Annotated in this window: 20 protein-coding genes; 6 read left to right on the top strand and 14 right to left on the bottom strand. The window is 63.3% G+C overall.

Going from position 1 to position 22,452, the window contains the following annotated elements:
• Positions 1 to 16 precede the first annotated feature (16 nt).
• The 12 genes from ACF8R4_RS21055 to dksA form a co-directional block, all read right to left on the bottom strand.
• Entirely contained in the window at positions 17 to 886 is an 870-nt protein-coding gene (locus tag ACF8R4_RS21055) for an oxygenase MpaB family protein (protein ID WP_060498438.1), read from the bottom strand.
• 42 nt (positions 887 to 928) lie between these two features.
• Complete coding sequence (gene acs / locus ACF8R4_RS21050) at positions 929 to 2,863, bottom strand: acetate--CoA ligase (RefSeq protein ID WP_164525094.1); 1,935 nt, start codon at positions 2,861 to 2,863, stop codon at positions 929 to 931.
• A 136-nt stretch (positions 2,864 to 2,999) separates the two neighbouring features.
• Positions 3,000 to 4,664: a glucose-6-phosphate isomerase gene (pgi, locus tag ACF8R4_RS21045; RefSeq protein ID WP_060498436.1), complete on the bottom strand. Its 1,665-nt coding sequence runs from the start codon at positions 4,662 to 4,664 to the stop codon at positions 3,000 to 3,002.
• 144 nt (positions 4,665 to 4,808) lie between these two features.
• The gene (gene panC, locus ACF8R4_RS21040; RefSeq protein ID WP_060498435.1) at positions 4,809 to 5,672 is read right to left on the bottom strand and encodes a pantoate--beta-alanine ligase; all 864 of its coding nucleotides are present in this window, start codon (positions 5,670 to 5,672) and stop codon (positions 4,809 to 4,811) included.
• Positions 5,669 to 6,469, bottom strand: coding sequence for a 3-methyl-2-oxobutanoate hydroxymethyltransferase (panB, locus tag ACF8R4_RS21035; RefSeq protein WP_060498434.1), 801 nt, complete (start codon positions 6,467 to 6,469; stop codon positions 5,669 to 5,671). Before panB ends, panC begins: the two co-directional genes overlap by 4 nt.
• A 262-nt stretch (positions 6,470 to 6,731) precedes the next feature.
• Positions 6,732 to 7,211: a 2-amino-4-hydroxy-6-hydroxymethyldihydropteridine diphosphokinase gene (gene folK / locus ACF8R4_RS21030; RefSeq protein WP_060498433.1), complete on the bottom strand. Its 480-nt coding sequence runs from the start codon at positions 7,209 to 7,211 to the stop codon at positions 6,732 to 6,734.
• On the bottom strand, positions 7,208 to 8,596 hold the full coding sequence (locus tag ACF8R4_RS21025; protein ID WP_060498432.1) for a polynucleotide adenylyltransferase PcnB: 1,389 nt from the start codon (positions 8,594 to 8,596) through the stop codon (positions 7,208 to 7,210). Before ACF8R4_RS21025 ends, folK begins: the two co-directional genes overlap by 4 nt.
• Positions 8,597 to 9,564: 968 nt before the next feature.
• Positions 9,565 to 11,010, bottom strand: coding sequence for a sigma-54 dependent transcriptional regulator (locus ACF8R4_RS21020; protein WP_060498429.1), 1,446 nt, complete (start codon positions 11,008 to 11,010; stop codon positions 9,565 to 9,567).
• A 4-nt stretch (positions 11,011 to 11,014) separates the two neighbouring features.
• Complete coding sequence (locus ACF8R4_RS21015) at positions 11,015 to 13,990, bottom strand: sensor histidine kinase (protein WP_164525092.1); 2,976 nt, start codon at positions 13,988 to 13,990, stop codon at positions 11,015 to 11,017.
• Positions 13,974 to 14,150 carry a hypothetical protein gene (locus ACF8R4_RS21010; protein ID WP_003250005.1) on the bottom strand — a complete coding sequence of 59 codons (177 nt, stop codon included), beginning with the start codon at positions 14,148 to 14,150 and terminating at the stop codon, positions 13,974 to 13,976. Before ACF8R4_RS21010 ends, ACF8R4_RS21015 begins: the two co-directional genes overlap by 17 nt.
• Positions 14,151 to 14,313: 163 nt before the next feature.
• A complete protein-coding gene (gene gluQRS / locus ACF8R4_RS21005; RefSeq protein WP_392493473.1) occupies positions 14,314 to 15,201 on the bottom strand; it encodes a tRNA glutamyl-Q(34) synthetase GluQRS in 888 nt (295 codons plus the stop codon).
• A gap of 63 nt (positions 15,202 to 15,264) precedes the next feature.
• A complete protein-coding gene (gene dksA / locus ACF8R4_RS21000; protein WP_060498427.1) occupies positions 15,265 to 15,708 on the bottom strand; it encodes an RNA polymerase-binding protein DksA in 444 nt (147 codons plus the stop codon).
• Between the two features lie 210 nt (positions 15,709 to 15,918).
• Between dksA and ACF8R4_RS20995 the strand changes: the two genes are divergently transcribed.
• Positions 15,919 to 17,091, top strand: a complete 1,173-nt coding sequence (locus ACF8R4_RS20995; protein ID WP_060498426.1) for a pyridoxal phosphate-dependent aminotransferase — start codon at positions 15,919 to 15,921, stop codon at positions 17,089 to 17,091.
• Positions 17,091 to 17,804 carry a DNA/RNA nuclease SfsA gene (gene sfsA, locus ACF8R4_RS20990; RefSeq protein ID WP_060498425.1) on the top strand — a complete coding sequence of 238 codons (714 nt, stop codon included), beginning with the start codon at positions 17,091 to 17,093 and terminating at the stop codon, positions 17,802 to 17,804. Before ACF8R4_RS20995 ends, sfsA begins: the two co-directional genes overlap by 1 nt.
• Here sfsA and ACF8R4_RS20985 read toward each other — a convergent pair.
• Positions 17,794 to 18,111, bottom strand: a complete 318-nt coding sequence (locus ACF8R4_RS20985; protein ID WP_060498424.1) for a Rieske (2Fe-2S) protein — start codon at positions 18,109 to 18,111, stop codon at positions 17,794 to 17,796. The genes sfsA and ACF8R4_RS20985 overlap by 11 nt on opposite strands.
• A 148-nt stretch (positions 18,112 to 18,259) precedes the next feature.
• Between ACF8R4_RS20985 and ACF8R4_RS20980 the strand changes: the two genes are divergently transcribed.
• From ACF8R4_RS20980 to ACF8R4_RS20965, 4 genes are read left to right on the top strand one after another with little or no spacing between them, the layout of a single operon-like run.
• Positions 18,260 to 19,144, top strand: a complete 885-nt coding sequence (locus tag ACF8R4_RS20980; RefSeq protein WP_060498423.1) for a hemin ABC transporter substrate-binding protein — start codon at positions 18,260 to 18,262, stop codon at positions 19,142 to 19,144.
• A 50-nt stretch (positions 19,145 to 19,194) separates the two neighbouring features.
• Positions 19,195 to 20,178: a FecCD family ABC transporter permease gene (locus ACF8R4_RS20975; RefSeq protein ID WP_392493472.1), complete on the top strand. Its 984-nt coding sequence runs from the start codon at positions 19,195 to 19,197 to the stop codon at positions 20,176 to 20,178.
• A complete protein-coding gene (locus ACF8R4_RS20970) occupies positions 20,178 to 20,945 on the top strand; it encodes a heme ABC transporter ATP-binding protein (protein WP_028699679.1) in 768 nt (255 codons plus the stop codon). Before ACF8R4_RS20975 ends, ACF8R4_RS20970 begins: the two co-directional genes overlap by 1 nt.
• A gap of 12 nt (positions 20,946 to 20,957) precedes the next feature.
• Positions 20,958 to 21,842 (top strand): ChaN family lipoprotein, encoded by an 885-nt coding sequence (locus tag ACF8R4_RS20965; RefSeq protein ID WP_060498421.1) that lies wholly within the window; start codon positions 20,958 to 20,960, stop codon positions 21,840 to 21,842.
• Between the two features lie 207 nt (positions 21,843 to 22,049).
• Here ACF8R4_RS20965 and ACF8R4_RS20960 read toward each other — a convergent pair whose 3' ends face one another.
• Positions 22,050 to 22,328, bottom strand: coding sequence for a TfoX/Sxy family protein (locus ACF8R4_RS20960; protein WP_060498420.1), 279 nt, complete (start codon positions 22,326 to 22,328; stop codon positions 22,050 to 22,052).
• Positions 22,329 to 22,452: the final 124 nt, after the last annotated feature.

The raw sequence follows: 22,452 nt of genomic DNA, 5'->3' as shown, positions 1-22,452 counted from the left end.
GGGCGACCATTTGACCTTATTCGATGCCCATGCGCCGTTTGGCCCGGTGCGCCGAACCGTCTCGCATGGCCCAGCGCAATACCGGTGCGGTGCGTCGCAGGCCCAGGCGTATCATGCGCTGCTGCAAGGGCCCGTGCTGCAGACCGAGCAGGGTCTGGGCCCAATCCGGCAACAGGTCGATACCGGCGTGCAGCATCAGTTTGCCCACCGGCTGTGCCAGGCGGCTGGGGGCCGGGGCGTCGAGCAGAATCCCGACTACCTCGTGGCTGCGGCTGTCGCAGCGCAACTGCGCACGCATGCGCAGCAGGTAGTCTTCGATCTGCTGGCACGAACGTGGCACATCCCGGGCGCCAAGGCGCTCGGCAATCAGGGCAATTTCGGCGTAGTAGGCATCTTGCTCGGCGCGCGACAGCTGCGGGTTGCGGTAGCGCAAGTGGGCAGCGAGAAAGCTGCTGACTTCTGCCACATGAACCCAGGTCAGCAGGTCGGGGTCGCTGGCCGCATAAGGGCGGCCATCCGGCGCAGTGCCGGTGACCTGCAGGTGGATGGTGCGCACTTTGTCGATCAGCCATTCGGCATCGCGCGTGGAACCGAAGGTGGTACCGGAAATAAACTGACTGGTACGGCGCAAGCGGCCGATCAGGTCTTCACGGAAATTGGAGTGGTCCCACACACCGGCCAGGGCCAGCGGGTGCAGTAACTGCAGCATGAGTGCACTGATGCCGCCGACAAGCATGCTCGGGAAGTCGCCATGCACTTGCCAACTGATGCTGTGGGGGCCGAATAGGCCGGGGTCGCCCTTGGGCGATTCCAGGTCGAGCTGGCCGAGGGCCAGCCCGGTGAGGCTCATGACCTGGGTTTCGATACGGCGACGAAGGGCTTCCATGGCGACCTGCGGTGCAGGGCGGCCATGGGCAGCGGCCGCCGGTTACTGGTTGAGGCGTTTGTCGATCAGGCCTTGGACTACGCTGGGGTCGGCCAGGGTAGAGGTGTCACCCAGGTTGTCCAGCTCGTTGCAGGCGATTTTGCGCAGTATACGCCGCATGATCTTGCCTGAGCGGGTCTTGGGTAGCGCCGGGGCCCACTGGATCAGCTCGGGCTTGGCAAAACTGCCAATTTCCTTGCTGACGAGGGCCAGCAGTTCGGCCTTCAGCGTGTCGTCTGGCGTCACGCCATTCATCGGCGTGACGAAGGCGTAGACGCCTTGGCCTTTGAGGTCGTGGGGGTATCCGACCACTGCCGCTTCGGCGACGCTGTCATGCAGCACCAGTGCGCTTTCCACTTCGGCGGTGCCGATGCGGTGGCCCGAGACATTGATCACATCGTCGATGCGGCCGGTAATCCAGTAGTCGCCGTCGGCATCGCGGCGGGCACCGTCGCCAGTGAAGTAATAGCCGGGCATGGGCTTGAAGTAGGTATCCACCATGCGCGGGTGGTCGCCATACACGCTGCGAATCTGCCCTGGCCAACTGGCCTTGATCACCAGCAGGCCGGCGCCGGGGCCTTCGATCAGCTTGCCCTGTTCGTCCAGCAGTACCGGTTGCACGCCGAACATGGGCTGGGTCGCGCAGCCGGGCTTGAGTGACTGGGAGCCGGGAAGCGGGGTAAGCATGATGCCGCCGGTTTCGGTCTGCCACCAGGTGTCGACGATGGGGCAGCGCTTTTGCCCGACTTCCTCGAAATACCATTCCCAGGCTTCGGGGTTGATCGGTTCGCCGACGCTGCCCAGCAGCCGCAAGCTTTTGCGCGAAGTGCTTTGCAGTGGCGCGGAGCCCTCGCGCATCAGTGCGCGCAGGGCGGTCGGGGCGGTGTAGAAGATGTTCACCTGATGCTTGTCCACCACCTGCCAGAAGCGTGAGGTGTCCGGGTAGTTGGGCACGCCTTCGAACATCAGCGAAATCGCGCCATTGGCCAGTGGGCCGTAGACGATGTAGCTGTGGCCGGTGACCCAGCCGACGTCGGCGGTGCACCAGAACACCTCGCCGTCACGGTAGTCGAACACCACCTTGAAGGTCATCGTCGCCTGCAGTAGGTAACCGGCGGTGGTGTGCAGCACGCCCTTGGGTTTACCGGTGCTGCCAGAGGTGTAGAGGATGAACAGCGGGTCTTCGGCCTCCATCGGTTCGGGGGCGCAGTCGTTGCCGGCATTTTCTGTTGCCTCGTGGTACCAGAGGTCACGGCCTTCGACCCAGGTAACATCGCCACCGGTGCGGCGCACCACGAATACGCTGCTGACGGCAGGGCAACTGGCAAGGGCCTTGTCGACATTCTGTTTCAGCGGGATGCGTTTGCCGCCGCGCACGCCTTCATCGGCGGTGATCACGGTGCGGCAGTCGGCATCGAGAATACGGTCACGCAGGGCATCGGGGGAGAAGCCGCCGAACACCACCGAGTGGATGGCACCTATGCGGGTGCAGGCAAGCATGGCGAAGGCGGCCTCCGGGATCATCGGCATGTAGATGCATACCCGGTCGCCTTTCTTTAACCCGCGTGCCTTCAGGGCGTTGGCCAGGCGGCAGACCTGGCGGTGCAGCTCGCGGTAGGTGATGGCTTTTGAGTCGTTTGGGTCGTCACCTTCCCACAATAGGGCAGTTTGCTCGCCACGCAGGGCCAGGTGGCGATCAATGCAGTTGTAGCTGACATTGAGTTGGGCACCGTCGAACCAACGGGCCTTGCCGGTTTTCAGGTCGCATTGCTGCACGCTGGACCAAGGTTTGATCCAGTCCAGGCGCTTGGCCTGTTCGGCCCAGAAGGTGTCAGGGTCGTCTACCGACTGGCGGTAGAGGCGGCGGTATTCGTCGGGGGTGAGGGCGGCAGACTGGCTGACGGCCAGGGCCTCGGGGTAATTGCGGATATCGAACATGGCGGGTGGTCCTGCTCTTGTAAGGGGCGATGGACTGCAACGGCTATTCGATAGGAGAGTGTAGCTGGGAGAGGTGTTCAACCTGTGCCGGCCTCTTCGCGGGTTTACCTGCGAAGGGGCCGGTGCAGGTATCGGATTACCCGCGGTGACGGCCGCGGAAGTAGTTGATCAGGCCTTGGGTAGAGCCATCTTCGGCGCTGTCTTCCAGGCTGCCGACCAGGCGTTGGTAAACGCCTTTGCCCAGCTCCTTGCCCAGCTCTACGCCCCACTGGTCGAACGCGTTGATACCCCAGATCACGCTTTGGACGAACACCTTGTGTTCGTACATCGCCACCAGCGCACCCAGGCGGCGAGGGCTGATGCGCTCCACGACCAAGGTGTTGCTCGGGCGGTTGCCCGGGATCACCTTGTGCGGGGCCAGTTTTTCGATGTCCGCTTCGTTCAGGCCTTTGCTGCGCAGCTCGGCTTCGGCTTCTTCACGGGTTTTGCCCAGCATCAGCGCCTGGCTCTGCGACAGGCAGTTGGCGTAAAGCCACTGGTGATGGTCGGCCACCGGGTTGAAGCTCACCACCGGCACGATGAAGTCGGCCGGAATCAGCTGGGTGCCCTGGTGCAGCAACTGGTGATAGGCGTGCTGACCGTTACAGCCAACGCCGCCCCAGATCACCGGGCCGGTATCAACCTTCACCGGGGTGCCGTCCTGCAGCACGCTCTTGCCGTTGGACTCCATGTCCAGCTGCTGCAGGTGCTTGGTGATGTTACGCAGGTAGTGATCGTACGGCAGGATCGCATGGCTGTTCGCGTCCCAGAAGTTGCCGTACCACACGCCTAGCAGGGCCAGCAGCACTGGCATGTTCTTGTCGAACGGCGCGGTCTGGAAGTGCTGGTCCATGGTGTAGGCACCCGACAGCAACTCCTTGAAGTTGGCCGTACCAATGGCCAGGGCAATCGGCAGGCCGATGGCCGACCACAGCGAGTAACGCCCGCCTACCCAGTCCCACATCGGGAAGATGTTCTCTTCGCGGATACCAAAGGCCACGGCGGCAGCCTTGTTGCTGGAAACGGCGATGAAGTGGCGGTACAGCTCGGCTTCCGAGCCGCCCTGGGCCAGGTACCAGGTGCGTGCGGCCATGGCGTTTTTCAGGGTCTCGAGGGTGTTGAACGACTTGGACGAGACAATGAACAGGGTGGTTTCGGCACGCAGGTTGGCCGACAGCTCGTGGAACTCACTGCCGTCTATGTTCGCCAGGTAGTGGCAACGCACGCCGCGTTGGGCGTACGGCAGCAGTGCTTCGGACACCAGTTCGGGGCCGAGGAACGAGCCGCCGATGCCGATGTTGACCACGTCGGTGATCGGCTTTTCGCTGTAGCCGCGCCAGAGGCCGTCGTGGATGCGACCGACCAGTTCGGTGATCTGGTTGAGCACCTTGTGCACTTCCGGCATGACGTTCACGCCGTTGACGCTGAGCTTGTCGCCCACCGGTCGGCGCAGCGCAGTGTGCAGCACGGGGCGGCCTTCGGAGGCGTTGATGATTTCGCCGCCGAACATCGATTTGATGGCGTCTTGCAGGCCCACTTCGTTGGCCAGGTTGACCAGCAGGTCGCGGCTTTGTTCGGTGATCAGGTTTTTCGAGTAGTCCAGGAACAGGCCGCAGCAGCTCAGGGAGAACTGGTCGAAGCGTTTGGCATCGGCGGCAAAGGCTTCGCGCATGCTGAAACCTTGCATGGCGTCGCGGTGTTGCTGAAGCGCCTGCCAGGCGGGCAGGGCCGTCACATCGTGGGGTGTACGGTAATACGCCATTGCGCGGGGTTCCCTTGGTGCGTGGTGATGCCTTGGACACGGCAGTCATTGCCGGGTTCAGGCTGGCATCATTATAGGCAAAGGCCACGCGCTGGGAATGGGTAGGGCAGGGTGATTTTGGGGCTGCAAAGCAGCCCCAGGCTCTTACGCGGTCTTGTCTTCGACGTGCAGGTAAAGGTTGTCGATCAACCGGGTGTTACCGAGGTAAGCCGCCGCGATCACAACCAGGTCGCGATCATCGATCATTGCCGGGCGCAGGCTCACGGCATGACGGACTTCCAGGTAGTCCGGGCGCAAACCCGCAGTGCTCAGTTGCGCCTGGCCTTCAGCGACCAGCGCGGCAAAATCCCGTTGGCCACGGCGGATGCCCGCTGCAATGTGCTGCAGTGTGCGGTACAGCGCGGGCGCTGCAATACGCTGCTCGGGCGTGAGGTAACCATTGCGCGACGACAGCGCCAGGCCATCTTCAGCACGCACGGTGGGCTCGCCGATGATCTGGACCGGCATGTTCAGGTCGCGCACCATGGCACGGATCACTGCCAGTTGCTGAAAGTCCTTTTCACCGAATACGGCAAGGTCCGGCTGGACCATGTTGAACAGCTTGTTGACCACTGTGGCCACGCCTTCGAAATGCCCAGGCCGGCTGGCGCCGCAGAGGCCTTCGGAAAGCTGCGGTACGCTGACGCGGGTTTGCACGCTCATGCCGTCGGGGTACATCTCTTGCACGGTGGGCGCGAACAGCAGGTTGCAGCCGGCTTGCAGCAGGCGTTCCTGGTCGGCGGCCAGGGTGCGCGGGTATTTGTCCAGGTCTTCGTTGGCGCCGAACTGCAGCGGGTTGACGAAGATGCTGGCCACCACAAAGTCGGCGCGTTGTGCAGCTTTGGTCACCAAGGCTACGTGGCCGCTGTGCAGGTTGCCCATGGTCGGCACGAAGCCGATGCGTTTGCCTTCACCGCGGGCGCGGGCAACGGCTGCACGCAGTTCACGGACGGTTTTGACTGTATTCATGCACTGAACCCGTGTTCGCTACCTGGGAAGCTGACTTGCTTGACGGCCTCGACATAGGCGACAAGGGCGCCTTGAATGCCTGGCTGGCCTTCCATGAAGTTCTTCACGAACTTCGGTACCCGGCCGCTCAGCGACAGGCCGAGCATGTCGTGCAGCACCAGCACCTGGCCATCGGTGGCGCTGCCGGCGCCGATGCCGATTACCGGGATGCCCACGGCATTGGTGATTTCTGCCGCCAGTTCGCTGGGTACGCATTCAAGCAGCAGCATGGCCGCACCAGCCTGCTCCAGGGCGATGGCGTCGGCACGCATCTGCCGGGCCTGGGCCTCCTGGCGGCCCTGCACCTTGTAGCCGCCCAGTACGTTGACGGTCTGCGGGGTCAGGCCCATGTGCGCGCACACCGGCACGCCACGCTCGGCCAGCAGGCGGATGGTTTCTGCCAGCCAGGCAGCGCCTTCGATCTTGATCATGTGGGCGCCGGCTTGCATCAGCGTGGCGCTGTTGGCGAAGGCCAGTTCCGGGGTGGCATGTGCCATGAACGGCAGGTCGGCAAGGATCAGGGCGCCGTCATTGCCGCGTTTGACACAGGCAGTGTGGTAGGCCATGTCTGCTGTGGTGACCGGCAAGGTGCTGTCGTGGCCCTGCAGGACCATCCCCAGCGAGTCGCCCACCAGCAACACTTCGACACCGGCCTGGCTGGCGGCCTTGGCGAAGGTCGCGTCGTAGCAGGTCAGCATGGTGATTTTTTCACCCTTGGCCTTGAGGCCATTGAGGGTGGTGAGGGTTACTTCAGGCATGTAGGAAATTCCTCGTTCAGGCGCTGTAAAAAACGACTGCATTCAACGCGTGTAGTCATCTTCCGGAGCGGCACATCATCGCGCGTGATGTTCGGGCACAGGTCCGTCCGGGCCTAAATACGGGTATGCGGCACTTTGGTGCCACACGGGACGCCTATAGTCGTGAGCGAGGTGGGGGAAGTCAATCACCCTGTTACCGCATTGTTACGATCAGGGTGTTACTGGCGTTACCGCAGTGGCGTGGCAGGCTGGAACGCCCGGTTTACAGGCGTTCCAGGCCGACGAACGGACAGTCTGCGAGTAACTGCGCGAGGGCGCGGCCATCGGCCAGGCGGAAATCGCCCGGGACCAGTTCGGCCAGCGGGTACAGCACGAAGGGGCGGGCGTGCATGTGGTAGTGCGGCACTTTCAGGCGTGGCTCGTCGAGTACCTGATCACCGAACAGCAGGATGTCCAGGTCCAGCGTGCGCGGGCCCCAGCGTTCCTTGCGCACGCGGCCCTGGTCGTTCTCGATGGCCTGCAGCGCATCGAGCAGGGCCAGGGGCGGCAGAGCAGTGTCCAGGGCAGCAACTGCGTTGGTGTAGCGCGGTTGGCCGGGCAGCAGCGAGTCGCTGGTGTACAGGGCAGAGGCCGCTACCAGGCGGGTGCTGTCCACCTGGTCAAGCGCCTGCAAGGCGCTGCGCAGCTGCTCGGCAGGTGCGTCCAGGTTGCTGCCCAGGCCGACGTAGGCGCGGGTCTTCACTCGAACGCCTCGTCGCCACTGCGTTTGCGCTTGCTGCCGCTGCGTTTGCGTTTACGCGGGCCGGCACCGGTGCCTTCGTCACGGCTGCCCAGCTCGCGGATCATCTCGCGGCGCTCGCTGTCGTTGGCATCCTGGTAGTCGGTCCACCACTGGCCGAGGTCGTCGGTTTCTTCGCCTGCGCTTTCACGCAGCAGCAGGAAGTCGTAACCGGCGCGGAAGCGGGGGTTGTCCAGCAGCATGTCGGCACGCTTGCCACTGCGACGTGGCAGGCGCTCCTGCATGTCCCAGATCTCGCGGATCGGCAGGGTGAAGCGCTTGGGGATGGCAATGCGTGCGCATTGCTCGGCGATCAAGTCGTGAGCGGCACCGTTCATGGCCGGAATCGGCGGTACACCCTGGTTCTGCAGGTGCAGCACGCGGGATGGCAAGGCTGGCCACAGCAGTGCAGCGAACAGGAACGCCGGCGTGACCGGCTTGCCTTGCTTCACGCGCAGGTCGGTGTTGTTCAGTGCCTGGCTGATCAGCGTGTGGGTGTAGGTCGGGCGCTCGTCCAGGGCGTGGGCACTGGCCGGGAACAGCGGCTCGAACAATTGCAGGTCGACCAGCATTTCGAACGCGATGGCGCCTTGGCCGGAAAGGAACAGCTTGAGGCTTTCTTCGAACAGGCGCGCTGGCGGGATCTCGCGCAGCAACGGGGCCAGTTCGCGAATCGGCTGGACCGTGTGCTTTTCGATGCCGAAGTCGAGCTTGGCGGCGAAACGCACCGCACGCAGCATGCGCACCGGGTCTTCCTGGTAGCGGTGGGTCGGGTCGCCGATCAGCCGCAACAGGCGGTTGCGCACGTCGTGCACACCGTTGGCGTAATCGAGAATGCGCTCGCTGACCGGGTCGTAGTACAGGGCGTTGATGGTGAAGTCGCGGCGTTGCGCGTCTTCTTCCAGGGTGCCGTACACGTTGTCACGCAGGATGCGGCCACTGGCATTGTGCGACGAACGGTGGCTGTCGCCCTGATCTTCTTCCGAGTGAGGAGCGCGGAAGGTGGCGACTTCGATGATCTCACGGCCGAAATGCACGTGGACCAGCTTGAAGCGGCGACCAATGATGCGCGCGTTGCGGAACTCGGCACGGACCTGTTCGGGAGTGGCACTGGTGGCGACGTCGAAGTCTTTCGGCGTGATGCCCAGCATCAGGTCGCGGACACAGCCCCCGACCAGGTAAGCCTGGTAGCCGGCGCTTTGCAGGCGTTCCACGATGTTCACCGCATGGCGGCTGAACTGGTGGCGCTGCAGCGAGTGCTGGCTCTTGTTGATCACCTCAGGCGTGGTGCGCCTGTGGTGCTGGCCCGGTACGGGCGGGCGGAACGACTGGAACAGCTTCTTCAGCATGGGATGCACTGTTTGAAGGAATGTTCGGCCAAGAATAGGAGAATGGCCGCATGATGGGCGGGGATTCTAGCATTTACTCAGGGAATGGTGTAGGCGGGTAGCAGGATGCCTGCCAGAAGGGTAGAAACGACAAGGGGAGCCTAAGCTCCCCAAGAAGTCGTTGCGTGCTCTTATTGTTTTTTTGCTGGGCTTCTTGTTTTTGTTGAGTGCCCTGTCCACAAATCTCGAAGCTTGTGGACGACCCCCAATCCAGGGGTTAAGAGCAAACGGATTGCTTTGGCCGCTGATGTCACGTTGATCTGTCGATCCAACCAGTTCAGGCGCTGCTTTTTAGTGCAGTTTTTGTTGTTCTCTGCCTGGTTGTGGGGCAAGCCCCAAACACGCATCCTCTCCAAAAGAATCAGTTAGCTGCGCCTCCGCCGTCTTGTTTTTATTGTGCGTGAGCCGTTTCGTCTTGTTCTTATTCTGAGTTGCAGTGCTTGTTATTGTTTTTGTACTAAGCATATAGCAGGTGCCGTGCCAACTTTTGCAAGTCCAGTAAAATCAAGGGGTTGAGGCGTTCTGGTGATTTTCGAGGGGCTGAAAATGTCGGGATTTCGTTACCGTACGCCTCGGGAACTGTTACGACCCAAAGGTTGGGTAACAGATTTTTGTGGGGACTGATGTGTTACCTGGGGTGTTCGTCGTGACAGCTTCAGCGCCTGTGAGATCGAGCGCCGCCCGCGCGGCGCATCGCGAGCTGCGCTCGCTCCTACGTTTGTTTTTGGCCAGTAACGCCTGTGGCAGGCGCGCGCGACCGCCTGGTTTGTACTACGCAATATCGCGCCATGCACCAAGGCGTACGCGCGCAAATACCCCAGGAATGATTGGCCCTAAACAGACGTAGGAGCGAGCGCAGCTCGCGATGCGCCGCGCGGGCGGCGCTTGGTCTCACCCCACCGCATATGCTGCGGCGTACGCCAGGCAGGTCAGTTATCGCTGGTAACGTTGCTTTTGCGCCGTGGAATACCCAGGCGCTGACGGCGTTCCCACAGGCACTTGCGGCTGACGCCAAGCTTGCGTGCCAGCTCGGTCTCGGTCATGTGGTCCTGGTGTTCGAGCACGAAGTGCTGGAAGTAGTCTTCCAGCGACAGGTCTTCGGTCGGCTCGTGGCTGGCATTTGCAGCACTGGCTGCAACCAGGGCGTTGTTGAGGATCTCGTCCTCCTCCAGGTCGCCCAGTTCAATGTCGATGCCCAGCAGGTCGGCCGAAATTTCTGCGCTCTCGCTAAGAATCACCGCACGCTCCACGGCGTTTTCCAGCTCTCGCACGTTACCTGGCCAGCTGTAATGGCGAATGGCTTGCTCGGCCTCGGCCGAGAAGTGCAGGTCGTCGCGACCGATACGCGCGCGTTGGCGGGCGAGGAAGGCGCTGGCGATCTCGTTCACGTCACTGCCGCGCTCGCGCAGGGCAGGCAGTTTCAGGGCGATGACGTGCAGGCGATAGTAAAGGTCTTCGCGGAACTGGCCGGCCTTGGCCAGGTTCTTCAGGTCGCGGTGGGTCGCGGCGATCAGGCGCACATCGACCTTTTGCGACTGCACCGACCCCACCCGGCGAATCTCGCCTTCCTGCAGTACACGCAGTAGACGGGCCTGGGCTTCCAGTGGCAGTTCACCGATTTCGTCAAGGAACAGCGTGCCACCGTCGGCGGCCTCTACCAGGCCCGCACGCCCGGCGCTGGCACCGGTGAACGCGCCTTTCTCGTGGCCGAACAGTTCGGACTCGATCAAGGTCTCGGGGATGGCCGCGCAGTTCACCGAGATCATCGGTGCCTTGGCCCGGCGTGACAGGTTGTGCAGGGCGCGGGCCACCAGCTCTTTACCGGTACCCGACTCACCCTGGATCAGCACATTGGAGTCGGTGGGCGCCACCTTGCGGATCTTGCTGTACATGTCCTGCATGGGCGGGCATGAACCGATGATGCCGATTTCGCCATTGGCCGCAGCCGCGCTGCCTTTGTCGGCCGCGGCGGCCTTGCCGTTGGTGGCGCGTGGCTCGGCAGCCAGTGCGGCGGCCGGAGCGTTCTGCCGGTCGCGCAGAATACGCGCCACGGCCTGCAGCATCTCGTCGTGGTCGAAGGGCTTGGCGATGTAGTCCACCGCGCCCATTTTCATCGAATCCACCGCCGAGCGCAGGCTGGCGTAGCTGGTCATGATCAGCACCGGGGTACCTTGGCCGAGCTTGATCAGCTCGGTGCCGGGCGCACCTGGCAGGCGCAGGTCGCTGACGATGAGGTCGAAGGTGGCAATGCTGAAGCGTTCCTGGGCTTCCTGCACCGAGCCGGCTTCGCTGACCTGGTACTGGTTCCGCTCGAGCAGGCGACGCAAGGCCGAGCGGATGATGGTTTCGTCTTCGACGATCAGAATGTGCGGCATTGATTCAATTCTCTCGACGGTCTCGAATTTCAGGGGACGTCGCTACGACATGCCGGGGCAGGGTCACGCGGATCCGGGTGCCACGTTGCCGTTCGATATCGGCCGGGCTGTCGATGGTGATTTGCCCATAATGCTCTTCCACGATGGAATAGACCAGAGCGAGCCCCAGTCCGGTTCCTTCGCCCGGGTCTTTGGTGGTGAAGAAGGGTTCGAACAGGCGGTCCATGATGCTCTTCGGTATCCCGCTGCCCTCGTCCTCGACGATCAGGTCGACGGTGTGCTCGCTCACTTCGCTGCGCACGCGCACGGCGCTGCCGGGCGGTGAGGCATCGCGGGCGTTGGAGAGCAGGTTGATCAGCACCTGGGCCAGGCGCTGCGGGTCCCCTTCGGCCCAGTGGTCCGGGTCGCAGAGGTTGAAGAACTGTACTTCGAAATTGCGCCGGTTCAACGCCAGCAGACCGATGGCGTCCTGCGCCACTTCGGCCAGGCACACCGGCTCTTCACTGTTCTGGTGGCTGCCGCCGGCATGGGCGAAGCTCATCAGCGACTGGACGATGCGCGATACCCGCTTGGTCTGGTCGAGGATCTGGCTGGACAGCTCGATGATTTCGCCATCACCTTCACGTTCTTCACGAAGGTTTTGCGCCAGGCAGGCGATGCCGGTAATCGGGTTGCCGATTTCGTGGGCTACGCCAGCGGCCAGGCGGCCGATGCTGGCCAGGCGCTCGGAATGCACCAGCTTGTCTTCCAGTGCCTGGGTTTCGGTCAGGTCTTCCACCAGCAGCACCAGGCCGCTGTTTCCGGGTGCCAGCGGCTCGTCGATGGCGGCCTTGTGCAGGTTCAGCCAGCGCGGCTGGCCGTCCAGCGCCAGGCGCTGCTTGTGCAGGTGCTCGTCGGGCACGTTGATGAAGCCTTGCAGCAGGCCGCGCCAAGGCTCGTCGATGGTGACCAGGCGCGAGCCGACCACATGCTTGGCGGCGATGCCGGTGAGCTCTTCCATGGCCTTGTTCCACATCAGGATTTCCTGGTCTTTGGCCAGCGAGCAGACGCCCATGGGCAGCTCCTGCAGGGTCTGGCGGTGGTAACGGCGCAGGGCATCGAGCTCTGCGGCAAGGCCGGTCAGGCGCGAGTGGTAGTCTTCCAGGCGGCTTTCGATGAAATGGATGTCTTCGGTCACGTAGTTTTCGTTACCGGACTTGTACGGCAGGAAGGTCTCGACCATGTCCTGGGCCACGCTCGGCCCCATCAGCCCGGACAGGTTGGCTTCGATGCGGTCTCGCAGGCGGCGCAGGGCATAAGGGCGGCGCTCGTCGAACGGCAGGTAGAGGTCGCGCAGGGCCTGCTCCACTTCCTTTTGTGCGGCCTTGGCGCCCAGCGGTTTGGCCAGCTGGGTGGCGAATTCCTGGGGCGAGGCTGCGTGCAGCTCGCGGCGCTGCGGACGGCGCACGTTGTCCACCGCACAGGCTTCGGCGGCGCTGACTTCTTCGTTGCTGGCGTTGGTGAACAGCGAGATCAGGGTAAACAGCAGCACGTTGGCCGCCAGCGAGGCAATGGCCGCCATGTGCCAGCTGGTGTCGTCCAGCACATAGATCATGTCCAGCATCGGGATGTAGAAGCCCTGCAGGTTGCCCAGCAGCGGCAGCAGCATGGTCACCATCCACACCAGGGTGCCGGCCAGCAACCCGGCAATGAAGCCGCGGCGGTTGGCGGTGGGCCAGTACAGCACCGACAGCACGCCTGGCAGGAACTGCAGGGTGGCGACGAAGGCGACGATGCCCAGGTTGGCCAGGCTCTGGTGGTTGTTCTGGGTCAGGTAGAACATGAAGCCGGCGGTGATGATGGCAACGATCAGCGCGCGGCGGGTCCACTTCAGCCAGCGGTAGATGTTGCCTTCGGCCGGGGGTTGATACAGCGGCAGTACCAGATGGTTGAGGGCCATGCCCGACAGCGCCAGAGTGGTGACGATGATCAGGCCGCTGGCGGCCGACAAGCCGCCGACGTAGGCCAGCAGTGCCAGTGCCTCGTTGTTGGCGGCAATACCCAGGCCCAGGGTGAAGTACTCGGGGTTGGTGCTGGCGCCCAGGCGCAGGCCGGCCCACAGCACCAGCGGCACGGCCAGGCTCATCAGCAGCAGGAACAGCGGCAGGCCCCAGCTGGCGCTGACCAGTGAGCGCGGGTTGAGGTTTTCGGTGAAGGCCATGTGGTACATGTGCGGCATGACGATGGCCGAGGCGAAGAACACCAGCAGCAGGGTGCGCCATGGCCCTTCCTGCAACGGGGTGTGCAGGGCGGCCAGAGCGGTCTGGTTCTGCAGCAGCCAGACTTCCAGTTCGTGCGGGCCGCCAAATACGCCATAAAGGGCGTAAAGGCCGATGCCGCCCAAGGCCAGCAGCTTGATCACCGATTCGAAGGCGATGGCGAACACCAGCCCTTCGTGTTTCTCACGCGTGGCGATGTGCCGCGAACCGAAGAAGATGGTGAACAGGATGATCAGCGTACAGAAGGCGAATGCCACCCTTGCCTTGACCGGCTCACCGGTGAGGATGCTGATCGAGTCGGCAACCGCCTGGATTTGCAGCGCCAGCAAAGGCAACACGCCAATCAGCATGATGATGGTGGTCAGCGCCCCCGCCCAGGTACTGCGGAAGCGGAACGCCAGCAGGTCGGCCAGGGAGGACAGCTGGTAGGTGCGGGTGATCTTGAGGATCGGGTATAGCAGCACCGGTGCCAGCAGGAACGCGCCGGACACGCCCAGGTAACAGGCAAGGAAGCCGTAGCCGTACTGGTAGGCCAGGCCGACTGAGCCATAGAAGGCCCAGGCACTGGCGTATACGCCCAGCGACAGGGTGTAGGTAAGCGGGTGGCGAATGATCGAGCGCGGGATGACCCCCCGCTCGCTGATCCAGGCCACGCCGAACAGCACCATGAGGTACCCGGCGCTGATCAGGATCATCTGGGTCAGGCTAAAGCTCATCGGCATCTCGTTGGCTCTGCAGGATGAAGGTGACGACGATCAGGATCAGCCAGAGCAGGTAAGGGCGGTACCAGGCTCCGGTCGGTTCGATCCACCAGTCCATGATGGCCGGGGAGAACAGGTAGATCCCCACGACCAGAAGCAGGACCAAACGATAGATGTACATGCTGGCCTCGATGGTTGGGCGCTGCGGGCTTGGACTTATTATTGGCGCAAATGGCTGGGGGGATGCTAGCGGGAATCGGTGAGGTTAGCCAAGAGTTTGAATTTGTTGGGCTTTTGTTTTTGAGAGTTGTTTTGCCTGTGCCCGCGAAGAGGCCGCTAAAGCCTCAGCGCAACTCAGCCTCTGGCACCGTGGTCCGCTGCGCAATCGCCTCCGGCCGCCACTGCTTGCGCGCCACCGCCAGCACTTCAGCCGGTGTTGCCAGCAGTAACTCGGGGTCTGCTTCTTGCCCCAGCGCCCGCAACGCGCGCAGCAACAACGGCGTAGCATGCTCTGCCTGCAACGGCGGCGAGCGGTACGACTTGCCCAGCTTGTGCCCGTCCGGTTGCACGATCAGCGGAATATGCAGGTAGCGCGGCTGTGAAAAGCCCAGCAGCTCTTGCAGGTACAGCTGGCGCGGGGTGTTGTCGAGCAGGTCGGCGCCACGCACGATATCGGTAACACCCTGCCAGGCATCGTCCAGCACCACCGCCAGCTGGTAGGCATACAGCCCGTCACGGCGCTGGATGACAAAGTCGCCCACCTCACGCCCCAGGTGCTGCTGGTACTCACCCTGTACCCGGTCGGTAAAGCGGTAGATCAGCTCGGGCACGCGCAAGCGGATTGCTGCACCTTCACGGGCGTGCCCGGCGTTGCGGCACAGACCCGGGTAAATCCCGTTGTAACCCTCCAGTTGCTTGCGCGAACACGTACAGGCATAAGCCAGGCCCATGTTGAACAGGCGGTCGACCACTGCCGCGTAGGCGTCGTGGCGCTGGCTCTGGAACACAACCTCGCCATCCCATTCCAGGCCGTAACGTTCAAGGGTTTGCAGGATGGTATCGCGGGCGCCGGGCATTTCGCGGGGTGGGTCGGTGTCTTCCATGCGCAGCAGCCAGCGGCCGTTGACGGCGCGGGCATCGAGCCAGGAGGCGAGGGCGGCGACCAGCGAGCCGAAGTGCAGGAAGCCGCTGGGGGTGGGGGCGAAACGCCCGATGTAGCTGGAGTCGGTCATGGTCTGGCTGGGCATATAAATGAATCGGGGCGCATCGAGCGCCCCGTTCAGGTGGAAGAAAGATCAGCCTTTGCCGATCGTTTTTTCCTTTTTCTCGGCGATTTCCTTGCAGTCGAAGCACAGGTCCGCGGTCGGACGGGCTTCCAGGCGGCGCAGGCCGATTTCGATACCGCACGACTCACACCAGCCGTATTCGTCGGCCTTGATCTTGTCGAGGGTCTTGTCGATTTTCTTGATCAGCTTGCGCTCGCGGTCGCGGTTGCGCAGTTCCAGGGCGAACTCTTCTTCCTGGCTGGCGCGGTCGGCCGGGTCGGGGAAGTTGGCTGCTTCGTCCTTCATGTGGTCCACAGTGCGGTCCACGCTGGTCATCAGCTCTTGCTTCCAGGCGCCGAGAAGCTTGGTGAAGTGTTTTTTCATGGGCTCGCCCATGTACTCTTCACCCTTGGTTTCTACGTATGGCTCGACACCGTACATGGTCTGGGCTTTTTGCTTTTCTACGGTGGACATGAATAGACCGCCTCTCACTCATCTGATCCAATGCGCAGGCTGCTCCATCTCCGGCACCCGCCGGCCCTGCGACTGCGAGCCGCCGAACTTACCAGATAGATCGGGGGTGCGCTACCCCGCCTGTTACTGGCAATTGACAGCGGCCTGAGCCGTACGTTCGGTGGCGTGCAGAGGTAGAATCTCCAGTTTAGACCCAATTGAGAGAAGGTCATGGCCCACCCCTACAGTGCGCGCAGTCGCGCCATCGAACCCTTCCATGTCATGGCACTGCTGGCCCGGGCCAACGAGCTGCAGGCGGCCGGGCATGACGTGATCCACCTGGAAATCGGTGAGCCGGACTTCACCACGGCCGCGCCCATCGTCGCGGCCGGCCAGGCGGCACTGGCCGCTGGGCACACCCGCTACACCGCAGCGCGCGGGCTGCCACAACTGCGCGAAGCCATCGCCGGCTTTTATGGCCAGCGGTATGGGCTGAGTATCGACCCGGAGCGCATCCTCATTACCCCGGGTGGCTCAGGCGCATTGCTGCTGGCCAGCAGCCTGTTGGTTGACCCGGGCAAGCACTGGCTGCTGGCCGACCCGGGCTACCCGTGCAACCGCCACTTCCTGCGCCTGGTCGAGGGGGGCGCGCAGTTGGTGCCGGTAGGGCCGGACGTGAATTACCAACTGACAGCCGACCTGGTCGACCGTTACTGGGACAAGGACACGGTGGGCGCTCTGGTCGCTTCGCCGGCCAACCCGACCGGCACCGTGCTGGGGCGTGACGAGCTGGCCAGCCTTGCCAGGGCCACCCATGAGCGTCACGGTCACCTGGTGGTGGATGAGATCTACCATGGCCTTACCTATGGCATGGACGCGCCAAGCGTGCTGGAAGTCGACGACTCGGCGTTCGTTCTGAATAGTTTTTCCAAGTATTTCGGCATGACCGGTTGGCGCCTCGGCTGGCTGGTGGCGCCGCCTGGCGCAGTGGCTGATCTGGAAAAACTGGCGCAGAACCTGTACATCAGCGCACCTAGCATGGCGCAGCATGCTGCTCTGGCATGCTTCCAGCCGGAAACCCTGGCCATTTTTGAAGAACGCCGCGCCGAATTCGCCCGCCGTCGCGACTATCTGTTGCCAGCCCTGCGCGAACTGGGCTTCCGCATTGCCGTCGAGCCACAGGGCGCGTTCTACCTATATGCCGACATCAGTGCCTTTGGCGGTGATGCGTTCGCCTTCTGTCGGCACTTCCTGGAAACCGAGCACCTGGCCTTCACGCCGGGCCTGGACTTCGGCCGTCACCTGGCCGGCCACCATGTGCGCTTTGCCTACACCCAGAGCCTGCCACGCCTGGAAGAGGCGGTGCAGCGCATTGCCCGTGGCCTGCGGAGCTGGCAAGGCTGATGCGTTTCTCTCCTTCACTTGAACAGGGCAGCCTGCTGCGCCGCTACAAGCGCTTTCTGGCCGATATCGAACTGGCCAATGGTGAACATCTGACCATTCACTGCCCGAACACCGGCTCCATGCTCAACTGCATGCGTGAAGGTGGGCAGGTGTGGTTCAGCCGCTCCACCGACCCCAAGCGCAAGCTGCCGGGTACCTGGGAAATCAGCGAAACGCCGCAGGGGCGGCTGGCCTGTGTGAATACCGGGCGGGCCAATGCGCTGGTCGAGGAGGCGCTGAGGGCAGGCGTGATTGCCGAGCTGGCCGGTTTCACGGCGCTCAAGCGCGAAGTGGCTTACGGCGAGGAAGGCAGCCGGATCGACTTTCGCCTGGAGTTTGACGGCGCGCCCGTGTATGTCGAGGTCAAGAGCGTAACCTTGGGCTACCCCGACAGCACGGTCGCAGCGTTCCCGGATGCGGTAACCCAGCGCGGTGCCAAGCATCTGCGCGAGTTGGCCACGCTGGCCCGGCAGGGCGTACGGGCGGTACAACTGTACTGCGTGAACCTGACCGGTATCGATGCCGTGCGCCCGGCCGAGGAAATCGACGGTGCCTACGCTCAGGCCCTGCGTGCCGCGGTGGCCGACGGCGTTGAGGTACTGGCCTACGGTACCCGCCTGGACGCTGAAGGCATCGTCATCGACCGCCGCTTGCCAGTGCTGCTCAACCCTTGAACCAGATGCCCTGGCTGTCTTCGTGGCAGCCCATGGGCTGAAGTTGCTCTCCTTCACAGGGGCCTGCCACACATTCGCCGCTTTCTATCAGGAACAGCGCACCATGGTGGGCACAGTGGATGAGACTGGCGCTGTCATCGAGAAACGCATCTTCCGCCCAGTTCAGCGGGATGCCGCGGTGTGGGCAACGGTTGCGGTAGAGGAACACCTGGCCTTGGCGACGCACGCCAAACAGTTCGACGCCGTCTACGCTGAAGGCGCGGCTTTGGCCTTCGGCCAGGCCGTGGGAGGTACAAAGGAAGTGCATGGCAAGGACGACTCGTGAAACAGATGATGGCTTGACGCGCCAATGCGAATAATTATCAAATTGCCCGCATTCGCTGCGTCCGGCTACCTATGGTGCGCAGTTCTGCCGCCCGCCACAAGGCGTGTGGTCCGCCTTCAGAAGGAACCCGATGATGCGCCGTCCCGTCGCCTTGCTCGCGCTGTGCGCAAGCCTTGTGCTCTCTACCCAGGCCCTGGCGGCCGAGCTGCCGCAACGCTGGGTCAGCGCCGGAGGTGCACTGAGTGAGTGGATAACTGCGCTGGGCGGTGAAGCGCGGCTGGTGGGGGTTGATACCACCAGCCAGCACCCGGCATCGTTGAAATCACTGCCTAGTGTGGGTTACCAGCGGCAACTGTCGGCGGAAGGCATCCTTAGCCTGCGCCCGGATGTGCTGGTGGGTACCGAAGAAATGGGCCCGCCACCGGTGCTGGCGCAAATCCGCAAGGCGGGTGTGCAGGTGGCGTTGTTTTCCAGCAGGGCCGAGCTGTCGGCGGTGGATGAAAACCTCAAGCACCTGGGCCAGTTGCTTGGCGCCGAGCAGCAAGCGTCGGCGTTGGCGGCCAGTTACCACCAGCAGCTTGAGGATTTGCAGGCCAAGGTCAAGCAGGCCCAGGCAGGGCATAAGGCGCCGGGCGTGCTGCTACTCGTCGGGCATGCCGGCGCCAAGCCGCTGATTGCCGGGCAGGGCACTGCGGGTGACTGGCTGTTGGGCCAGGCGGGTGGGCGTAACCTGGCAGCGCATCAGGGTTACAAGAATTTCTCCAACGAAGCACTGGCCGCGCTGGACCCGGATGTGATCGTGTTCTCCGACCGGGCGCTGGCCGATGAGCAGGCCTTGCAGGCGCTGCTGAAAGAAAACCCCGCGCTGGCGGCGTCCCGTGCCGTGCGTGAGAAGCGCCTTGTATCGCTTGACCCAACATTGCTGGTCGGCGGTCTTGGGCCACGCCTGCCGGCTACCTTGCAGTCGCTGGCTGCCAACTTCTACCCGGCGGCCAAGGCCAGCTTTGCACAATGAAGCAGCGGGTACAGCCACGTACGTTGTTCATTTGCCTGAGCCTGTTGTGCCTGTTGGCGGTCTGGCTGTCGTTGGCCTTGGGGCCGGTCAGCTTGCCGCTGTTCGACACCCTGCGTGCCGGCCTGCGCCTGCTGGGGCTGCCGATTGCGGCTGACGGCCTGCAACAGGCCGAGATGATCCTGGGCCAGATCCGTCTGCCGCGTACCCTGTTGGGGTTGGCGGTGGGCGCGGTGCTGGCGCTGTCCGGTGTGGCCATGCAGGGGCTGTTCCGTAACCCGTTAGCCGACCCAGGGCTGGTGGGGGTGGCCGCCGGGGCTGCGATGGGGGCTGCGGTCGCCATTGTCGGCGGTGCCTGGTTTGGCGGCATGCCGGAGGCCTTCGCGCCCTATTTGCTGTCCTTTTGCGCGTTTGTCGGGGGGCTTGGGGTAACCGCGCTGGTTTACCGCCTGGGGCGGCGCGATGGGCAGACCAACGTGGCCACGATGCTGCTGGCCGGTGTGGCCATGACCGCGCTGGGCGGCGCGGCGGTGGGGCTGTTCTCTTACCTGGCCGACGACGCTACCCTGCGCACACTGACGTTCTGGAACCTCGGCAGTCTGAACGGTGCCAGCTACGAGCGGCTGTGGCCGTTGCTGCTGGTGGCCGCGGGTGTGGCGGTGTGGTTGCCACGCCGGGCCAAGGCGCTGAATGCGCTGTTGTTGGGTGAGTCGGAGGCACGCCACCTGGGCGTTGATGTCGAGCGGCTCAAGCGTGAGCTGGTGTTCTGCACGGCGCTGGGGGTGGGGGCAGCGGTGGCTGCCGCCGGGCTGATCGGTTTCATCGGCCTGGTGGTACCACACCTGGTGCGCTTGCTGGCCGGGCCTGATCACCGGGTGGTGCTGCCGGCTTCGTTGCTGGCGGGCGGCGTGCTGATGCTGTTCGCCGACCTGGCTGCGCGGCTGCTGCTGGCGCCTGCCGAGTTGCCGATCGGTATCGTCACGGCCTTTATCGGTGCGCCGTTCTTTCTGTTCCTGCTGATGCGAGGGCGCAGCTGATGTTGCAAGTGGAAGGGCTGCACCTGCGGCGGGGCAGCAACGAGGTGCTTCACGACATTCACCTGCAACTGAGTCCGGGGCAGGTTGTGGGTGTGCTAGGCCCTAACGGTGCCGGCAAAAGCAGCCTGTTGGGGGTGTTGTGTGGCGAACTGGCACCGGACCGTGGGCAGGTAACGCTACAGGGACGGCCATTGGCTGACTGGGGTGGGCAGGAGCGTGCCAGGCGCCTGGCGGTGCTGCCGCAGGTGTCCAGCCTGGGCTTCTCGTTCCGGGTCGAAGAGGTTGTGAGCATGGGGCGTATGCCGCATGGGACCGGGCAGCGGCGCGATGCAGAAATTGTCGAGGCGGCCTTGCAGGCTGCAGATGCCTGGCATCTGGTGGATCGCAGTTACCTGGCCTTATCGGGAGGTGAGCGGCAGCGAGTGCACCTGGCTCGCGTGCTGGCGCAGTTGTGGCCGGGCGAAGAGGGCACCACGCTGCTGCTCGACGAGCCGACCTCAATGCTCGACCCGCTGCACCAGCACACAACGCTGGAGTCTGTACGCCGCTTCGCCGACCGTGGCGCCGCAGTGCTGGTGATCCTGCACGACTTGAACCTGGCGGCGCGTTACTGTGACCGTATCCTGCTGCTGGAACAGGGGCGCTGTCATGCCTTTGCCACGCCCGAGGCGGTGTTGACTCCCGCAGCGTTGAAAGCGGTATACGGTATTGACGTGCTGGTGCAGGCGCACCCGGAGCGTGGGCATCCACTGATCATCACCCGCTAGGAGGCATTGCCGATGCGTCATCTGCTGCTGTCTGGTCTCATGCTATGCCTGATGCTGTCACTGGGTGGCTGCCAGGCCAGCTTGCCGCCATTACCCGCCTGGCAGAGCAGTGAAGGGCGCACGCATGCCGAGTTGGGGCACATCATCGACCTTGCCAGTGGTCAGGTGATCAGCCCTGAGCAGCTGGTGCAGCGCTTGGCAGAGGCTCCCCGAGTCATGGTGGGCGAGAAGCACGACAACCCCGATCATCATGCGCTGCAGCTTTGGCTGCTACGCGCTTTGCACGCTCGGCGCGCGCAAGGCAGCCTCTTGCTGGAAATGCTGCAGCCCGAGCAGCAACCGCTGGTCGACAAGGTGCAGGCGCATGCTTTGCCGGCAGACTTGCCCAAGGCCCTGGCGTGGCAAGAGGGTTGGGACTGGACGTTGTACGGGCCGATCGTGCGTGAGGCCTTGCAGCAGCGCGTGCCGCTGCTGGCGGCCAACCTGTCGCCTGGCGAGATGCGCCAGGCTTATCGGCAGCCCGCTTTGTTAAAGGGTGATAAGTCCAATGCGCCTGCGGTAAAGGCTGCGTTGCTGGAGCAAGTGCGCGCTGGGCACTGCGGGATGCTGCCTGAAAGCCAGTTGCCAGCGATGCTGGCCGTGCAGCAACAGCGCGACCGGCGCATGGCCGAGCGCTTGCTGGCGGCACCGCAGCCGGCGTTGCTGTTCGCAGGGGCCTACCACGCGCGCAAGGACTTGGGCGTGCCGTTGCATCTGGCTGATCTGGGCGCATCGGGGGGGAGCAAGGTCCTGCTGCTTACCGAGGTGGGCGAGCAGGTTGAGCCAGGCGAGGCGGATTACATGTGGTACACGGCGGCGATGCCGGAGCAGGACTATTGCGCGCAGTTTCGTCAGTAATGTGAGCGGTGACCGGGTCAAGCCAGGCGACACAAACCTATAGGCAAAAAAAGACCCGGCAAATTGCCGGGTCAATAACCGTGATTAGCCTGATGAGGAGATAATCTGAGAGTCCGAACCAGGGGCTCTTAGCTTATCCAACCAGTCTCGCGACCAGTTGTGATAATCATAACAATTCTCATTTAGCGGTCAATCCCCTTTTCACGATTATTTTGGATTTTTTTGCGAAGGGTTCTTCGCGTCGAGTTGTTGGTTGAGGGCTTCTTTGCGTTCGAGCGGCAAATCGTTCCAGTGCATGTCCAGCAGGGCGCCTTCAATGGCGTACAACAGCACCTTTGATGCGCGAAACCCTCGTGTCTTCACGGCCTGGTATGCACCCACCGCGCCCAGGCGGCGCAGATCCGATGCACTGTGGATGCCGGCTGCGTGCAGCCACTGCGCAGAGGTCTTGCCAAGGTTCTTCAGATGCTGCAATTCATCGTTCATCGAGCCTCCTTGCGATGGCTGAACGGGTCTGGGGGATAAATCGCGAGCAGGTCAGAGAGGAGTGTAGCGGGGGTTGGGAAATGCGCGGCCTTTTGCCATCGGGGGTGACGAGATGCCTTGAGGA

It is taken from the genome of Pseudomonas sp. FYR_2 (assembly GCF_043106425.1).
Taxonomy (GTDB): Bacteria; Pseudomonadota; Gammaproteobacteria; order Pseudomonadales; family Pseudomonadaceae; genus Aquipseudomonas; species Aquipseudomonas monteilii.
The sequence above is the reverse complement of the archived record's forward strand: the minus strand, read 5'-3'. Positions and strand labels throughout refer to the sequence as shown.

Bases quoted from the DNA above. Each gene is read 5' to 3' on its own strand.
- panB (WP_060498434.1), bottom strand. From the start codon at position 6,469: ATGCCTGAAGTAACCCTCACCACCCTCAATGGCCTCAAGGCCAAGGGT.
- ACF8R4_RS21010 (WP_003250005.1), bottom strand. From the start codon at position 14,150: ATGTACATCTATCGTTTGGTCCTGCTTCTGGTCGTGGGGATCTACCTG.
- ACF8R4_RS21025 (WP_060498432.1), bottom strand. From the start codon at position 8,596: ATGCTGAAGAAGCTGTTCCAGTCGTTCCGCCCGCCCGTACCGGGCCAG.
- ACF8R4_RS20970 (WP_028699679.1), top strand. From the start codon at position 20,178: ATGTTGCAAGTGGAAGGGCTGCACCTGCGGCGGGGCAGCAACGAGGTG.
- acs (WP_164525094.1), bottom strand. From the start codon at position 2,863: ATGTTCGATATCCGCAATTACCCCGAGGCCCTGGCCGTCAGCCAGTCT.
- ACF8R4_RS21015 (WP_164525092.1), bottom strand. From the start codon at position 13,990: ATGCCGATGAGCTTTAGCCTGACCCAGATGATCCTGATCAGCGCCGGG.
- ACF8R4_RS20965 (WP_060498421.1), top strand. From the start codon at position 20,958: ATGCGTCATCTGCTGCTGTCTGGTCTCATGCTATGCCTGATGCTGTCA.
- panC (WP_060498435.1), bottom strand. From the start codon at position 5,672: ATGAATACAGTCAAAACCGTCCGTGAACTGCGTGCAGCCGTTGCCCGC.
- dksA (WP_060498427.1), bottom strand. From the start codon at position 15,708: ATGTCCACCGTAGAAAAGCAAAAAGCCCAGACCATGTACGGTGTCGAG.
- pgi (WP_060498436.1), bottom strand. From the start codon at position 4,664: ATGGCGTATTACCGTACACCCCACGATGTGACGGCCCTGCCCGCCTGG.
- ACF8R4_RS21020 (WP_060498429.1), bottom strand. From the start codon at position 11,010: ATGCCGCACATTCTGATCGTCGAAGACGAAACCATCATCCGCTCGGCC.
- sfsA (WP_060498425.1), top strand. From the start codon at position 17,091: ATGCGTTTCTCTCCTTCACTTGAACAGGGCAGCCTGCTGCGCCGCTAC.
- ACF8R4_RS21055 (WP_060498438.1), bottom strand. From the start codon at position 886: ATGGAAGCCCTTCGTCGCCGTATCGAAACCCAGGTCATGAGCCTCACC.
- ACF8R4_RS20985 (WP_060498424.1), bottom strand. From the start codon at position 18,111: ATGCACTTCCTTTGTACCTCCCACGGCCTGGCCGAAGGCCAAAGCCGC.
- ACF8R4_RS20995 (WP_060498426.1), top strand. From the start codon at position 15,919: ATGGCCCACCCCTACAGTGCGCGCAGTCGCGCCATCGAACCCTTCCAT.
- gluQRS (WP_392493473.1), bottom strand. From the start codon at position 15,201: ATGACCGACTCCAGCTACATCGGGCGTTTCGCCCCCACCCCCAGCGGC.
- ACF8R4_RS20960 (WP_060498420.1), bottom strand. From the start codon at position 22,328: ATGAACGATGAATTGCAGCATCTGAAGAACCTTGGCAAGACCTCTGCG.
- ACF8R4_RS20980 (WP_060498423.1), top strand. From the start codon at position 18,260: ATGATGCGCCGTCCCGTCGCCTTGCTCGCGCTGTGCGCAAGCCTTGTG.